This is a genomic window from Bacteroides intestinalis DSM 17393 (genome assembly GCF_000172175.1).
Classification (GTDB): domain Bacteria; phylum Bacteroidota; class Bacteroidia; order Bacteroidales; family Bacteroidaceae; genus Bacteroides; species Bacteroides intestinalis.
Window position 1 is genome coordinate 325816 of record NZ_ABJL02000006.1, and the last position, 17754, is coordinate 343569.

The window sequence follows — 17754 nt, forward strand, 5'->3', positions numbered from 1 at the left end:
TTAATGATTATTTAATTAGTGCAAGGTCTAAAAGTATCTGCTTATGTTCTGATTGTCAAGGAGTATTTTGCAGGATGAACCTATTTTAATAGTTTACAGATTCCGATAAATCACTTTCTGCATTTTTCTTATTGAGTGCTGTTACGAAATAAGTTCCTTTTTCATTCAGTTTGAATGTGGTATCTTTAGTGGTCCCTATTAAACTGGCTATTTGGTTGATACCATTATCTTTATACACTGCATAATAAGCAGCTTGTACTCCACTCCATGATAAATTACTTCCACTTACGCGGACATTAGTAGGAGTGTTTGGCTTTTCAGCTATGGTTCTGCCTAAGTAGGGGAGTAAGACAGGGGTTTTATATACATTCCTGATTACATCCATAATCCTAACTTTATTTTCTACCAAATATTTAACGCTATACAAAACACTTCCTTTTACTTTTGGTTTTGTTTTTGCAAAGTCGAACTGTTTCTGCAGATCTTCGGACGACTGGAATTTACTACCATATGCCGGGTCACCAAATTTATAAACTCCATATCCTACTAAAAGATGATTCTCATAAATATATTGTGACCATAAATTTAGTCTCTGGTTAAAACTACTTTCTTCCGTACCCGTAGCAAAATACAATTGTGGAATTACAACATCCACCCAGCCTTCTTTCGACCACTTTTTCACATCTGCAAACAAAGTATTATAGTTACTATCCATATTGGCAGCAGGACTGATGGAGAAAATAACATCAGGGCGAGTCTCGATAATAGTCTTTTGAATATTCTGGATTACTACATTTACGTTATTTCGTCTGAAATCAGCAATATTATCAAATTGTGCCTTACCATATTTTTCATATTCCACATTATCATTCATGCTCTCAGATGCTTCTAATGCAGGATAGAAATAATCATCCATATGAATACCGTCAACATCATATTTAGTAATAATTTCCTTGACGATTTGTGTGATACGGGTTTGCACCTCGGGTAAAGCCGGATTGTAAATCCGAATCTTTTCGTAATCCTTAGTCAGTTCAGAAGGAATCTTTGGGTCCAACTGAGGAAATGAGGAGTTCTTATTTGCCCGGGTTGAAATACGATAAGGATTCAACCAGGCATGGAATTGGATGTTTCGTTTATGAGCTTCTTCAATAAGAAATCCCAGAACGTCATAACTTGGCTTAACTCCGGAAGTTCCTGTGATATACTTACTCCAAGACTCATATTGCGAATCATAAAATGCATCTGCCATTCCCCGAATCTGGAAGAATATTGCATTCATTTTGTTTTCGACTAATAAGTCCAGATAGTCAATATACTTTTGTTTCTGAGCTGTAGCATTGTATTCCTCCATGGGCCAGTCGATACCCCAGGCTGTAGTTACCCATACTCCACGTAACTCTTTTTGAGGCAAAGTCGCAGGTGTATTTTCTTCCGGTGGCGGTATAATATCATCGTCATTGTCCTTACTACAAGATGCGACAAATGCAATGAAAATAATCAAGGTTAGATATTTCAAATATTTCATTCCTAAATTCAGAATAATGAAGCCGCCTAATTCTCACTCATTAGACGGCTCCTATGTTAATACTATAATTTATTTGATTAAAAAACGAAGATAGTTATTAATCTTCTTCCTCTTGTTTGATAGGGAATTCACAGATTACAAAACCAGAATCTGTACGCGAGCCGAAAATGCAGAGTTTAGCATCCTTTCCATTTTCATCTTTCTCTATAAGATAATCTGTTTGTGCAAGAGCTGCTCCATTACCGCTTCCACCCAAGATGAATTTATAATCAGGATTATGATTATCTCCTTCATCAAACTTCTGCATTGCTTCAGCCACTGTACTCCCCTTGGTCAGATTGTAAACAACCAAGGAAGGAGTTGCTTTAGATGCACTTCCTTGTCCGGCACTACAAACTATCAGATAACGTTCCTCATTAAAGGTAAATATCCTGGGGGCAACCGCTTCTGTTTCCAAGTTCGATTTGTTCATTGCATATTTACTTCCAAGAGATTCATCAACCAACGTAACAGGCAATCTTACTCCTGACCATACATATTGCTCTGTATCTTCTATCCTATACACATTGGTAACCATAGTCGCATCAGCGCTTGAAGTCAGTACTTTCGGTTCACCTATTGTCTTATGATTACTTACGGTCAGTCTCAAAAATTTAGTAGATGCATTATCTCCGAAGAAGATAAATCCATTACCGTTTTTATCAATATTGACTGATATATTATCTCCATGTCTGTTTCCAGCTCCAGGAATATCCGATACTTTGATATCGGCAATAACTTCAGGTTTAGAAGTTGGTGTATCCCAATAATAAATCTTCAATGGTGATGCTTGAGAACCTGATAGAGATGCAATATATACATGTCCGTTTGTCAATGCTCCCATATTGTAAGAATAGGTTCCACCCGTTACGCCTGTAAGATCCAACATTATCGGTTTAATTTCACCTTTCTTCAGTTCAGACACCTTAAGAAGATGTGGAGCAGTTTTTCTGCTGACAATCAATACATGTTCACCATCATAAGAAGCACATCTTGTTAATAGGCTTCCATAATCAGGATAGATATTGTCTCCGGAGAAATCATATACTGTAGGCTTCTCAAAATCAGCTCCGTATACCGGAATTCTTTTTCTGACTCTTATAAAATATTCTTTGTATCTCTTTTGATTTACTATCCGAAGAACCAAAGTCTTAGAAGCAGTTTCTTCATCCATAGAAAAATCCAATACCGAATTTTGAAGAGTAGCTCCATCAGAAAGCTTCGCGTCCAGATTAAGAGCAGAGAAGTTCGTTGTCATATCCAAGCGAGGGAAATTGATGATTTTATTGTCTTCATCAATAGTTCCTTCTACCACTGTATTGCCATCTGCACCTGCATTGGTTATTTTGATAGAAAGAAGTTCGGTATCATAAGGTGCTATATGGCTTTTCGGATAATCCTCATCGCAGGATACCAGACCAAGTCCCAGCAATACAGCCAAAAATCCTATATTTCTTATTAATTTATACATAATCTCATGTTTTAGTTTAAAATAATTTCCATGATTTCACTGATTCATATTGTCAATTGATGCCTGTAGGCCAACCTTCAGTCTGAGTCAAAGTATATCCTTTATTCTTATAGTCCGAAATTTGATTCGTACCAATAGGAGAAAGATACGGATTAACATTAGGAACATTCAAGAACGGCAGTCTACCCTGATTCTGTGTAGGATAGAAGAAACCATTCATCTTAGCTGCATTGGTTCCGTCATATACCGTAAAGCTTCCGTCTTTGCCCATTACCCTGAGTTTCCCTTTATTCTCATCCTTCAACTCGCTTTTTACTTCATTGTTGAAATTAACCCAGGTACCAATCAGCAAATCTTCATTCTTGTCGGTATCCATGTATTCCAGCTTTTTCCAACGCCTTAAGTCAATGATACGTGAGAATTCAAAAGCAAATTCCATTCTTCTTTCCCGTCTGATCTCCCAAAGTAGTGCCGGTACGGTAGGATCTCTATGAGGATCTTGTGGAAGTGCGTCCAATTTCATTTCAGCTGTCATAGTTACTCCTAAAGCTTTGGCTTCTTCTGCTATCGGTCTTTTGCGAATCTGATTGATAGATATATCTATATCAGACTGAGAAACCTCTGTACCACCCAATGTTGCAAGTTCAGCTTTCGCTTCAATCCAGTTTAGTAGGACTTCAGCATAGCGTAGTACCGGATAACCAGTCACGTTTTTCTCACTCTGGAATTCTGCAGCCGGAGAACCACCACTTTCAATATAACTCAGTCCACTTCGTGGGATAAACTTTGTTACATATAAATAGCTACTCTTGGCTCTTGGAGTAGGTTTAGTATAGAAGCTGGCTTCAAAACGAGAATCTCTTGTTTTAATCAAATTGCTAAGAGTAAAATCATCTACATTTTCCAAAGAAGAAGTCTGCCAATCTTTACCATCTGTACAGATGAACGCCTTAATCAAATCTAGGTTTGGACCAACATCAGTAGGGTCATTCATATTACAAGTCGATGCGATGGAATGCGTAACGTTTTGAGCAGCATCATATTTTCTGTATAAAATGCAATCCTTACTGTTGGTTAAGTCAGTAGAACCGAATAATTTACGGAAATCTTCAACAATACCATATTTGCCACTATTCATAACCATTTCTGCTGCAGCAACAGCTTGATCGAAGAACTTTTTAGCCCGTTCGTTATTTTTATAATAATATTTCTGCCAGCTTGCCTCAAACAGAGCCCATCTTGAAACCATGGCAGCTACTACGTAACGATTCACATATTGACCTCCATCATTCAAACGAACGTTATGTAATGCATACTCAAAATCGTTGTAAACTGCATCCATAACCTCGTTTCTCGGAGTGCGGTCTTTGTATAAACCATCCTTATCCGTATTCTGTACTTCTGTGTCGTAATAAGGAACATCGCCAAAAACATTTACCAGACGAGCATATTCCAGTGCTCTGAAGAAGCGTCCAACACCTGTCCAATGGTTGTATTGTTCGTCTGTCAGTATTTCAGGCATCAGGTTAGTGATGCGGTCAATCATAACATTTGCTTTTCTAACCCAGGCAAAATTCCATGTAGGACCGGTAAATTCACTTTGCCACATCATGTCCAGACTTGTACTTCCTTTAGATGTAGGAACCGTACGCCCAAATTGTGTTTGAGTGGACATCCTCACTGCATCGTCATTAAACGTATAATTGGCGTTAGGAGCATAAGTCGTTGTATACTTTAATCCATACCCCACAAAGAAGTTTGTGTAAAAAGCATTAGCATATAGACGTACTCTATCTTCATTGGTCCAATATGCATCATCCTCAGCCGTAGTCAATGACGGGCGGTCGAGCACATCATTGCAGTTCGTAAACAATAAAACGACACTGGCTAAAATTATAAATATTTTTAATTTCATAATGATTCTATTTTAGAAGGTTAATTGAACACCACATGACAAACTTTTGAATACCGGTGTACCGGTACCTGTACGTCCAAGGTTATAGTTGGTGGAGAACATAGAATATCCTGATATAGCTTCCGGATCAATAGGCAATCCTCTTAGGTTATCAAATGTAAAGAAGTTCTCCAATGACATATAGACTCTCGCTTTGCTGATGTATATCTTAGATAAAATATTTGCCGGGACGGTATATCCTAATGTAATATTCTTAATTCTTAAATAAGACATATCCAGTAGATAGCGGGATTGTTTCTGCATAGCAAATCCAGTATTGCTGCCACCTAAGTCCCATGCTCTGGGATAGAAAGCGTTGGTGCGTTCTTCTGTCCAATAGTCTGTTGTAAAAGTTTTAGGCAATGCACCTTCCTTAGCATTATACCCGGGAATTGCTAATTGGCCGCTACCCCAAATCTTGCGTTTTCCAATACCTTGGAAGTAAATAGAAAAATCAAAGCCTTTATAGTCAGCACCCAATCTGAAACTGTATTCATAACGAGGAGTAGTATTACCGATAACGGTTTGGTCGCCTGGATTACCATTTGTACTGGTTCCCGGAGTGATGTAACCATCACCGTCAATATCTACAAATTTGGTATCACCAGGAGAGAATATTAGCTTATTTCCATCTTCATAATGCACCTGATAAACCGGATACTCTGAAGATTGCTTATAGGTGGTGCGAGCTGTTCCATTATAAATAACGATAATCTTTTCAATCTGACCGTCTGCTCCATATACAAAATCTTCTTTTTGGAATAATCTGTCGGTAACAAAACCATAAATATCACCATAACGTCTACCTGTTGAGTAGGTAGTTCCTAAACTTCGATCTTCCCACGGAGTCAAGTAGTCAGCACCTCTTGTGATAAAAGTAGAAGCGTCTGAAATAGATGCTGTTGCATTAATACCCAATCCGTTAGCAAAACGATGGTTGAAGTCGGCTGACAATTCCCAACCCTTAGTTCTCAGGCTACCATAATTGCCACTGGGAGCAGCTGCGCCAAGAGTTACTGGCAGGCTTTCACCAGGGATAATCATGTTCTTTGTATCCCGTTGGAACCAGTCGAAAGTGACTCCGAACTTATTATTAAAGAATCTGAGATCGATACCAAAGTCCAGTGTTTCGATTTGCTGCCAGCTAATATCGCTGTCCACCAATGATGGGGTACCGAACATAGGTGTTTTATTTCCACTTCCATCCAGCCATGATGATTGACCATCTGACAATATGGATTTATACAGAGTGTTTGAAACAGATTGGTCACCGATACTACCCCATGAAGCTCTGAATTTACCGAAGCTTAAGATATTGTTAATAGGTGCCATAAACTTTTCATTGGTAAATACCCAGCCGGCAGAGAAAGAAGGGAACCACTTCCAACGCAGATGCTTTGGGAACTTGGATGAACCATCCCTACGTATATTTGCTTCAACGAAATATCTATCTTCAAAAGAATAGTTGAGACGGCCAAAAAAACCTAATTGTGCTTCCCAGTTCCGGTTTCCTTCAATAAATTGATCTCCGGATGCCAATGGGAATTGCGGATTTGTCAAATCAATCAGATTTGTTTTCCAACCTTTATATGAACTCCATTTATTGGTAACTCTGTTCATACCTGCCATAAACTTGAATGCATGTTGCTTTTCTGGACCCAGCAACAAGTTATAAGTGGTATAAATGTTGAAAGTATTGTTATCAATAGATTTACTGTTATTGCCTACCTGACTGGCACTTGGCCCGGAACTGTTATAGTATTTGTTCACAGGGAAGCGATATGCAGGCATACCACCGGTATCTACTCTCTCTCCTTGTTCGTTAACAAATACTTGACTGCCGTTTTCCATCCAGGCAGTGGGAGCATACCACATTTCACCCGCCTCATATTGCATTACGGATGAATTCGTTTCAGTAGTTTGTCTGTCATATGTATAGTCAAACTTGACATCCCAATTTTTGGTCAAATTCAGTGTGAAACCTAAATTAATATTGTAGTATTTATTTTGCAGATTATCCGTATTGGCAGCTGCCATTTCGTAGGTAGGTTCCTTCAACGGATTGCCATTTTCAGTCACTCCCATAGGCATTAGTGGACTCCAACGATAAAGATATAACCATGGGTCGGCAGTTGTATTTCCAATTCCCGGATAGCGTTTGTTACGATCTGAATAGATTGAGCTTGCCCTTACAGTAATATACTTATTGATTTCTGAAGTAACACTAACCGAAGCATTGTATCGTTTGAAGTCATCTTTCTTAGCCGTTTTTGACATACCGCTCTGATCCAGATAGCCTAATCCGATATTATAACTGGTCTTACCACTCTTACCATTAACAGACAAGTTATGAGTCATTGTCGGTGTCCAATTTTTAATCATGGCTTTAGCACCGTCATAAAGTCTGTATCCATATTTGTCTTTTCCGTCATAGAACCAGTCACGGCCATACACTACCGGATCATTCCATTTAACTTTTCCACCGTACAGGTTTTGCCATTCAATGGCCTTTTCCAGGCTTTCAGGACTAATACGCCAGAAACCGCCGGCTGGCATTGGTTCTCTTCTGTTTGTTTGTGCATCCAATGTATATTGTAATGCTTCTATACCGCCAATCTCAATTTTCTTAGCAGGGTCTTGCCAAGAAAAGTTATTCGAATAACTTATTTCAAATTTATCACTTTGTGCCCCTGATTTTGTGGTTATTAGGATTACACCAAACGCAGCTTTAGAACCATAGATAGAAGATGAAGCTGCATCTTTCAAAACAGAAATAGATTGAACATCATTAGGATTTACCATCTGGATACTTGGGATTTCCACGTTGTCCAATAAGATGAGTGGTGTATTGTTTCCTGAAATAGAGCCAACCTGACCACGAATTTTAATCAAAGGATCTGATCCTACTTCACCGGTTGGTATTGTGATATTAACTCCTGCTACCGCACCTTGTAATCCACGACCAATATCAGCGATAGGACGACTGTCTAATGTCTTATTTACATCGACTGTTGCCACTGCTCCTGTCAGGTTAGCTTTCTTTTGTGTGCCGTAACCAACCACTACTACTTCTTGCAGCAATTCGCTATCTTCTTTCAGGATAATTTTCATAGTCCGGGCAGCTTTCACTTCTTGAGTCTGATAGCCTATGTATGAAATCTTTAAGGTAGCTCCTGGCTTTACAGTCAGCGTAAATTTACCATTAATATCCGTAATACCACCATTTGTGGTTCCTTTCTCTATAATACTGGCTCCAATAACCGGTTCACCGTTGGCATCTACAACTAAGCCGTTAATCGTTTGAGTTTGTAGTTGCTCTGTCACTTCCAAAGGGTTGTCGGAGGCAACCTGAGTAGCTAGTACATTTCCACTGTTCAAAAACAGCGTACCGATAGCTACTGCCATGAGGAGTTTGCTATGCGTTAATCCTCGTTTTTTGCGATCTTCATTCATAAAAGATTGATGATTTTGTTGTTAATCAAAATAATTTTCTCAAAATTTAGGGTAAGGGTAGTGAATTAGAAATAAACGGAATTATTTCTTCTATTAGGTAAGCTTCTGTTCCATAGGCGTTTCTTCTATTTATTAGGTTTGACTTATATAGTATCTCTATTTGTTTTTATTTACCGTTCCAAGAGAACTTAGTAAAATCGTACTTGGAAGTATGTTGCAACACTATTATACTCTATCTGTTCCATATCTGAGACATACTTGCTCCATAGTTTCCCCGTAACTTCAGGTGTGTTTCGGGTAGATACTGGATGATAAGCAAATCTTTTTTCTGAAAACCGGCTACATCTGATCAATGAATGGTTCTGAAATAGTCCCGGTATGGGAAAAAAGCCATAAAATGAAGTTTTGGAAGTTTTTGTACTGGTATATTAAAAAAAACTATATATTTGTATCCAATTCTAAATCCAACTGCGTATGAAACTGATTGCAGAAAGTGGTTCAACAAGAACTGAGTGGGCCTTAGTTGAAGACAATCACCTGATACAACGTGTTTTTACTGAGGGACTTAATCCTTTCTTCCAAACCCGAAGAGAGATCAGCCGAAGTGTGCGTTTAGGTTTACCCGAGACTTTTTTCAAAAGAAAGCTTGAGCAAGTATATTATTATGGTGCTGGTTGTACTTCTTATGAAAAAAAGAATGTATTGGGGGCCTCATTAGTAGCACAGTTCAAAACTCCGATTCAAGTAGAAAGCGATTTACTTGCGGCTGCCCGTGGTCTATTTAAATGTGAAGCAGGAATTGCGTGTATTTTAGGTACAGGTTCCAATTCTTGTTTTTATAATGGGAAAATTATAGTAAAAAACGTCAGAGCTGGTGGGTATATATTGGGTGATGAAGGCAGTGGGGCAGTGCTGGGCAAGCATTTTCTTTCAGACGTATTAAAAGGTTTAGCACCCAAAGATATTATGGCCGATTTCTTTGAGAAGTTTCGTATTAGCCCAAATGAAGTAATGGAATCTGTTTATAATCGTCCATTTCCTAATCGTTTCCTCTCTACTATTTCGTATTTTCTGGCAGATTATACAAGCGATGATTATGTATATGATCTAATAACTACTAACTTACGCAATTTCTTCATAAGGAATGTTTGCCAATATGATTATAAGAACTATCCAATCCGTTTTGTTGGATCATTGGCTTATAGTTATGCCAAAATTTTAAGAGAAGTTGCCAATGAGTTTGATATTGAACTGGATATTATTGAAGAAACTCCAATGAATGGTTTAATTGACTTCCATTCTTTAAATATTGAAGAACCTTAAAATTTGTATATAAAACATATTAGCGAGGGTATAACAATCTCTCATTTGCAAACTTATAAATATAAAGTTAAATAAATGCAAAGGAATGTTCTTGATATTAAATTATAATATATCTTTGCTAAGAAGAAACGAAGAAATTGCGTTTCATCACCTTTGTTAATAACGAGTTTATCTCTTAAAACGACCGACTAAATCGTAACAGTATTTAGTGTATTTTAATTTTTAACCGATAGCAGAATTACTAAGTTCTCTTGGGACTTAGTTTTTAGACAATAAAAGCAAGAGAGATAAAATATAAGTTAAACCTTTAAATAGAGAAACGCCTATGAAGCAAAGAACTATCTGACAGAAGAAATAGCCTCGCTATTCCTATACTGCCTATCCTTACCCTGATTTTTTGAGAAAACTATTTCAATTAACAACAAAATCATCAATCATTTATGAATGAAGAACACAAAAAACGAGGAATAATGCATAGCAAATTCTTCACAGCAGTAGCCATTAGTGCACTGCTTTTAGGTAGCAGTAATGTGATGGCTACTCAAACTGCCGAAAGCAGTATCTATGGAGTAGCTGAGCAACTGCAAACTATCACTGTTACAGGTGTAGTATTAGATGCTACAGGTGAACCCATTATTGGTGCCAGTGTAGTGGAAAAAGGAACCACCAATGGTGGTATTACTGATATTAATGGCAAATTCACATTAAGTGTAAAGCAAGGAGCTGTGCTGAAAATATCATATGTAGGCTATCAAACACAAGAAGTGAAAGCCGTCAGAACTATGAAAATCATCTTGAAAGAGGATAGCGAAATACTCTCGGAAGTAGTAGTTGTAGGTTACGGTTCTCAAAAAAGAGCCAACCTAACAGGTGCCATTGCAACAGTAGATGTCAGCAAGACTCTGGAAGGACGCCAAATAGCCGATATCGGCCGCGGTTTACAAGGTACAACGCCGGGATTATCTGTTGTTATCCCAAGTGGTGAAATCGGTTCGGACCCAACCATAAAGGTACGTGGACAAATAGGTTCCATTGATGGAAGCTCTACTCCGCTAATTTTGTTGGATAACGTGGAAATTCCCTCTATCCAGATGGTGAATCCCGATGATGTTGAATCTATCACCGTATTAAAAGATGCAGCTTCCGCTTCCATCTATGGAGCCAAAGCCGCTTTCGGTGTAGTATTGATCACTTCCAAAAAAGGTGCCAGAAACGAAAAAGTAGAAGTAAGTTATTCCGGTAACTTCTCTTGGCAAAACATTTCCAAGAAGATGGAAATGGCAGGTGTCGATGGTATTCAATACCGTATTGATGCCCTGAAACGTGCCAAAGGAACTCTTTACGGCGCATTCTGGTATGTAGATGAAACGAGCCTTGAAAGAGCTAAGGAATGGGAAAATACTTGGGGTGGCAAGTTAGGCGTTAACGATCCGTTCGTTTATGGACGCGACTGGTACGTGGACGCTTCTAATCGCAAATTCTCTATACGTACTTTCGATCCGTATGATTATATGATTCGCGAATGGACTCCTTCACAAACCCACAATATTTCACTGAGTGGTAAAAGCGGCAAAACCACATTCAATGTCGGTTTAGGTTATCTGGACCAGAACGGTCTGATGAAAGTGGCTAAACATGATGATTTTCGCCGATGGAACGGCTCCATACGTTTAAGTACAGAAATCAACAAGTACATTACAGCTCGTGCCGGAGCTAATTATTCAAAACGCAACAAACGTTATGCTTATGCCACAAATTCTACGACGGCTGACCCATGGCTCTATCTCTATCGTTGGGACAGCACTTATCCAATGGGATACGATGAGAATGGAAACGAAATGCGTAGCCCTGTTTCTGAAGTGCATCAGGCTAACACTGCAAACAAAGAAGACAACTACCTGAGTTTCAATGTAGGTGCTACTTTAAAAATAACAAAGGACTGGAAATTTGATATTGACTACACCTATGCCGGTGAAGATCAGATTTGGAAAAAGAACGGTACTAAGTATACGGCCGCTGATACTTGGACAGCTCCTGTCAAAAGGCTAGACGGCAATGGCAACCAAATATATGTCAATAATAAAGGAGAAGTAGTATCCGCAGGTAGCCAAGGGGCTATGCCTGCCTATGACCTAAACTATCGTCAATACACAGCGGATGGCGGAAACCCCGACCACATACGCCGCCAAGTGACCAATGCCAAACGGCATACGCTGAATATTACGACTGATTACAATTGGCAGATCAACAAACAAAACAATTTAAAGGTATTGGCTGGTATGAACCGGACAGATTGGGAATCTGAGGACAACTGGTCACAGATCACCAACCTGACTGACATCAACAACCTCAGCTGGGACAAGACAATCGGTACGCAGACTTCCAGCGGTAACCTTTATTGGGACGGTCAGCTTGGTTTCTTTGGGCGTGTCAATTACAATTTTATGGATAAATACCTGTTGGAAGCAAATGTCCGCTATGATGGCTCTTCCAAATTCCCCAGCAGCCTGCAATGGAGAGCATTCCCTTCATTCTCCGCAGGATGGCGTCTCAGTGAAGAAAAATTCATGACTTGGTCTAAACCAATTCTTTCTTCTTTGAAGCTTCGCGGTTCTTGGGGTATGATTGGCGACCAGACTGTATCCAGTTCATTATATGTACCAACTATCAGCCAAGGACAGGTAAGCTGGCTCGACCCAAGCGGCAACAAAATTATTTATGCCGGAACTCCCGCTGCTGTAGACCCCAGTATTACCTGGCAGGATATCGCTACTTTAGACTTCGGTTTCGACGCACGTTTCTTTGAGGGTAGTTTGGGTATCACATTCGACTGGTACCAACGCGATACGAAGAATATGATTGTTCCCGGTGAAGGCGTTACATGGACTTTCGGCGCAGGATCGCCGAAGGGTAACTTCGGTTCATTAAGGACAAGAGGTTGGGAACTTTCCATTGACTATAACCACCGTTTTGAGAACGGATTAGGGCTCAATGCCATGTTTACAATTTCTGATGCCCAGACAGAAGTTACCGCATACGGTGATACCAAGAGCATTAGCAGTTGGTATGTCGGAAAGAAGTATGGAGAAATCTGGGGCTACCGCACAGACCGACTTTATCAGAAGGATGACTTTGTATATGAGAACGGCAAGCCGGTAACTGTTTATGCTTTGAATGGTAAAGAGGTACCCGCCAATACTCCCGGCGCCAAAGAAATGAACAAGTTAAAAGACCCGAATGGCATATATCAAGACTACTTCCAAACAGGAACGATCAAATTCGGCCCGGGTGACGTAAAATATAAAGATATAAATGGTGACGGGAAAATAGATGCGGGAGCCCGTTCTGTAGATACCGTAACAGACAAAGACGATCCCAATTATGGCAAACGTAATACCGGTGACTTGGAAGTAATTGGTAATTCTACTCCACGTTACGAATATGGTATTCGCCTGGGTGCTGATTACAAAGGTTTTGACATCTCTATCTTTATGCAAGGTGTGGGCAAACGTGACATTTGGGGAGCAGGCTTCCTTGCAATACCGGGCTTCAATACAAGTGACGGTGCTATGCCTCAGGCTATTGCCGAGAACTACTGGAGAGAAGACCGTACCAATGCTTTCTATCCTGCCGCTTACAATATGGCAGGTTCAAATACCGGTTTCAATATGCAAACTCAAGACCGTTACTTGCTCAACATGTCTTACTTCCGCATCAAGAATATTACATTGGGATATACATTACCTGCCGTATGGACCAAGAAAGTATTAATCAACAAAGCCCGTATTTATGTTGCATGCGAGAACTTCTTTACATTTGATAATTTGAGAGGCCTGCCCATTGATCCGGAAGAAATCTCAGGCTTCTCTATGTTCAACTCTACAAACTACAATTCCGGTCGTACAGGTGTTGGTACACCTACTATGAAGAACATGTCTGTAGGCATTCAATTAAACTTCTAAAAACATACCATTATGAAAAAATATATATTCACTATACTCTCAGTGGCAGTTCTAATGACTACATCTTGCGATGACATTCTGGACCGCCCGCAATTGAACACTCCGACAGACGGCACATTCTGGAAAACCGAAATGGATGCCCGTCTGTACGCCAACGGTTTTTACCGGAACTATTTTGTCGGTTATGCCGACGGGTGGGCTACCAACTATACCCCTTTGCGTGGTATGTCTTTCTCTGACGATTTAGCCTCTACCGGACAACAGTCATCATTCAGCAACTCAATACCTACGAGCCTTGGCAGTTCAAACGCAAATGACTTGGCAACTTATCAAACCCAGTATGTCGGGCCGACCTGGAATTTCACCTGGATACGTAAAGCAAATGTATTTATGGAACGCTTGGAAGCCAATATGAAAGGAAATGTAACGGAAGAGGCATTTAACCACTGGCATGCCGTAGCAGCTTTCTTTAAGTGTTTCTCATATTCCCGACTGGTAGCTGTATTTGGTGATGTGCCATATTATGAAACCTCATTTGCCAACAGCGACCTGGAGGCTATGTATAAAGACCGGGACAGTCGTGTGTTTGTAATGGATAAGGTTCACGATATGTTAAAGAACGAAGTACTGGTCAACATGCGCAACAACGATGGCGCCAATACCCTAAATCGATATGTGGCAGCCGCATTTGCCTCCCGCTGGATGCTTTTTGAGGGAACATGGCAAAAATATCATGGTGGAGACCAAGCTGCTGCAACCAAGTATCTGCAATTGGCCAAGGAAGCAGCTGAAATAGTAATCAATAGTGGCAAATTTGCTATTGACACTCCATTCCGCGAAGTATTCGGTTCACAAGACTTAAAGGGTAACAAGGAAGCCATCATGTATCGGCACTATACATTCGAAATGCTTAAACACCATATTGCATCTTATTCCAACGGAGTAGAAAGCCAAGCCCCAGCTCCCAATCTCGCCCTAGCAAAGTCCTTCATCTGCCAGGATGGTAAGGTTTATCAACATTCGGATATAGAAAATGCAAAATTGCTGAGCATTGCTAATCTGGCAAAGACCCGTGACCCACGCTTTGAAGCTACATTCATTGACCATGTAAATACAAATTCTGTTACATTGCTTTATGCTTCCAAGTTCATTGATCGTGAGGCACTGACAATGGACAATCCGAAAAACAACCCTATTTATGATTCTAATACTAACACAAATGATGCCCCAGTTATCCGCTACGCAGAGGTCTTATTGAACTGGATCGAAGCTAAAGCAGAATTGGGTGGAGTAACTCAGACCGATATTGACAACTCCATTAATCAACTGAGACGTCGCCCACTGGATGCTACTGCACAAGCTAAGGGATTAAAAAATACTGCTGACATGAAATTATCTGATATCACAACAGACTTTGATCCTGCAAGAGATCAGGACGTTGATCCTCTAATTTGGGAAATCCGCCGTGAACGCCGTATGGAATTAGTCTATGAACATTGCCGTTTACATGACATCAAACGTTGGAAAAAGCTGGAATACATGAACAATAGCAAATATCCGGATACGATGACAGGACCTTGGGTCGATATGCCCAAAGAAGTTCCAACCTATTTAGACGATCAATATATTGGTAAGCGACAGGTAAAGAAAGAAGATGGTAGTATTATCACTTTTGATGGGACCAATGCTGCTGATATGGTAGGCTATTATCTGCCAACGAATGCCTTGCCACGCAACACCTTTAGTGATCGCAGTTATTGTTCTCCTGTAGGCGAACAAGAAATCAACACTTATGCGGAGAAAGGCTTCAAACTAACACAGACAAAGGGTTGGTAATTATGCACAATACTCTCTAAATCACTCAGACTAAAAAGAATAATGCCTACCCATTTGTGTTCCTGCATAAATGAGTCAGGCATTATTGCTTATTCACTAAAACATAATAACGCTATGAAACAATATTTACTTTTATTCTATTTGGCATGCTCCGTATGCATGCTTCATGCTCAAGACAAGGAGAGTTCCCCTTATCTTTTTAATGATTTTCAAGAAGCAACCGTTTACTTCAAAGACGGTTCACAATATCACGAAAAGATGAATTACAATCTGTTAGTGGACAAGTTTTATTTTATTGACCATATAGACAATAAAGTAAAAGTATTAAGTAATCCACAGGATATACAGATTATAAAGTTTGGTAATCGAGTGTTCTATACGGAAGGAAATTATGGGATTGAAATTCTGCCGACAAATCCCGTATTGTATATACAATATAAGGGGAATATGCGTAAAGAAGCCTCAAAAGGCGCCTATGGTCAACCCGCAGAAACATCTTCTGTAAAAACATACGGAGGGACGTATGCAGGACGTGGAGAACGCTATGAATTCGATCCGGAAAAATTGATACTTGGACGTCGATACAATATTTATTGGGTAGAAAAGAAAGGGAAGAAAAAATCTTTCAAGAACTTCAAACAATTCCTGAAATTATACCCTAAACATAAAGAGGAGCTAAAATTATTCATCAAAGAGAACAATATAGACTTTAATAATGTGCAACAGATCTCAAGATTGTGCATTCACGCAGATTCACTCTAATATACTTACTCCAAAACCATGTTCCCTCAATAACAAAGATAACATCGCCCATTCATTTCATATCTTTTGAATATGAATGGGACTTTTTCTTTCATTAAGCCCTCACCCTTGAGTTGCAAATTAATAATTATAATACTAAAAATAATAAAATAAGTGTTTTTGATATTAAAATAAAGTCTATCTTTGTTGCTACGAAAATCCTCCTTAACAATAATACTATTATGAAGAAACTTCTGCTACTGGCTCTTTTATTGTGCAGTGCCTTCTTGTGTCAAGCGCAAAAAGATCGAATCATTTTGGGTGACGAACAGACTTCCGAGTATTTTCCCATCCTGAAAGATAAGAAAATCGCTATATTCTCCAATCATACAGGAATGATAGGAGACAAACATTTATTGGATGTCCTTTTAGAAAATAAGTTCAATGTAGTTGCCATTTTTTCACCGGAACATGGATTCCGTGGAAATGCAGATGCAGGAGAACACGTATCCAGTTCAGTAGACTCAAAAACGGGTGTACCTATCCTTTCACTTTATGAAGGTAAAGATAAGAAGCCAAGTAAGGATTCAATGCAAAAGTTCGATATATTAATAATAGATATACAAGATGTAGGGCTACGCTTCTATACCTATTATATAACAATGTGCAGGCTAATGGATGTTTGTGCGGAATATAATAAAAAAGTCTTATTGTTAGATCGTCCCAATCCAAACGGACATTATGTAGATGGACCAATTCTGGATATGAAATATAAATCAGGTGTGGGATGGTTGCCGATTCCTATTGTACACGGAATGACATTAGGGGAACTTGCATTAATGGTAAATGGAGAAGGCTGGTTACCCGGTTCACGCAAATGTGATTTAGCTGTTATCAAGTGTAAGAACTATACACACCAGACAAGGTATCAGTTGCCAATTCCTCCATCTCCTAATCTGCCGAATATGAAGTCAATATATTTATATCCGTCTACTTGTTTCTTTGAAGCAACACCTGTCAGCTTAGGCAGAGGGACTTCACTGCCATTTCAGGTGTATGGACATCCCAATATGACCGGATATAATTATAGCTTCACTCCAAGAAGTATTCCCGGAGCAAAGAATCCGCCTCAGTTGAATAAACTATGCCATGGCGTAGATCTGAGCAATATGAGCGATGAGGAAATCTGGAAGCGAGGAGTAGATTTAACCTATGTCATTGACGCCTACCGTAACTTGAATCTGGATGACCATTTCTTCCGCCCGTTCTTTGAGTTGTTAGTGGGAAGAGATTATGTACGGAAAATGATTAAAGAAGGAAAAAGTGCTGATGAAATTAAAGCCATGTGGAAAGGTGATGTTGAAAAGTTCAAGGCACAACGTAAACCATATTTGCTTTATGAAGAGTAAGTTTATTACCGATATAAATTGTCCAATCGTAAAATAAT

Annotated in this window: 9 protein-coding genes; 5 read left to right on the plus strand and 4 right to left on the minus strand. The window is 39.4% G+C overall.

What is annotated here, in order from left to right:
* Window positions 1-85 precede the first annotated feature (85 nt).
* From BACINT_RS03320 to BACINT_RS03335, 4 genes are all read right to left on the minus strand, one after another.
* Window positions 86-1528 (minus strand): glycoside hydrolase family 10 protein, encoded by a 1443-nt coding sequence (locus BACINT_RS03320; RefSeq protein ID WP_007660596.1) that lies wholly within the window; start codon window positions 1526-1528, stop codon window positions 86-88.
* Window positions 1529-1625: 97 nt separating this feature from the next.
* A complete protein-coding gene (locus BACINT_RS03325; protein WP_007660597.1) occupies window positions 1626-3038 on the minus strand; it encodes a DUF4623 domain-containing protein in 1413 nt (470 codons plus the stop codon).
* A 52-nt stretch (window positions 3039-3090) separates the two neighbouring features.
* Entirely contained in the window at window positions 3091-4953 is a 1863-nt protein-coding gene (locus tag BACINT_RS03330; protein ID WP_007660598.1) for a RagB/SusD family nutrient uptake outer membrane protein, read from the minus strand.
* A gap of 12 nt (window positions 4954-4965) precedes the next feature.
* Window positions 4966-8445: a SusC/RagA family TonB-linked outer membrane protein gene (locus tag BACINT_RS03335; protein ID WP_007660599.1), complete on the minus strand. Its 3480-nt coding sequence runs from the start codon at window positions 8443-8445 to the stop codon at window positions 4966-4968.
* A 474-nt stretch (window positions 8446-8919) separates the two neighbouring features.
* Here BACINT_RS03335 and BACINT_RS03340 point away from each other — a divergent pair, with 474 nt between their 5' ends.
* The 5 genes from BACINT_RS03340 to BACINT_RS03360 all read left to right on the plus strand — a co-directional run bounded on the left by BACINT_RS03340 (window position 8920) and on the right by BACINT_RS03360 (window position 17716).
* Window positions 8920-9768: a hypothetical protein gene (locus BACINT_RS03340; RefSeq protein ID WP_007660601.1), complete on the plus strand. Its 849-nt coding sequence runs from the start codon at window positions 8920-8922 to the stop codon at window positions 9766-9768.
* 440 nt (window positions 9769-10208) lie between these two features.
* The gene (locus BACINT_RS03345) at window positions 10209-13730 is read left to right on the plus strand and encodes a SusC/RagA family TonB-linked outer membrane protein (protein ID WP_007660602.1); all 3522 of its coding nucleotides are present in this window, start codon (window positions 10209-10211) and stop codon (window positions 13728-13730) included.
* A 12-nt stretch (window positions 13731-13742) separates the two neighbouring features.
* A complete protein-coding gene (locus BACINT_RS03350) occupies window positions 13743-15566 on the plus strand; it encodes a RagB/SusD family nutrient uptake outer membrane protein (RefSeq protein ID WP_007660603.1) in 1824 nt (607 codons plus the stop codon).
* Between the two features lie 114 nt (window positions 15567-15680).
* Window positions 15681-16328 (plus strand): hypothetical protein, encoded by a 648-nt coding sequence (locus BACINT_RS03355; RefSeq protein ID WP_044154692.1) that lies wholly within the window; start codon window positions 15681-15683, stop codon window positions 16326-16328.
* A 221-nt stretch (window positions 16329-16549) separates the two neighbouring features.
* Complete coding sequence (locus BACINT_RS03360) at window positions 16550-17716, plus strand: exo-beta-N-acetylmuramidase NamZ family protein (protein ID WP_044154693.1); 1167 nt, start codon at window positions 16550-16552, stop codon at window positions 17714-17716.
* Window positions 17717-17754: the final 38 nt, after the last annotated feature.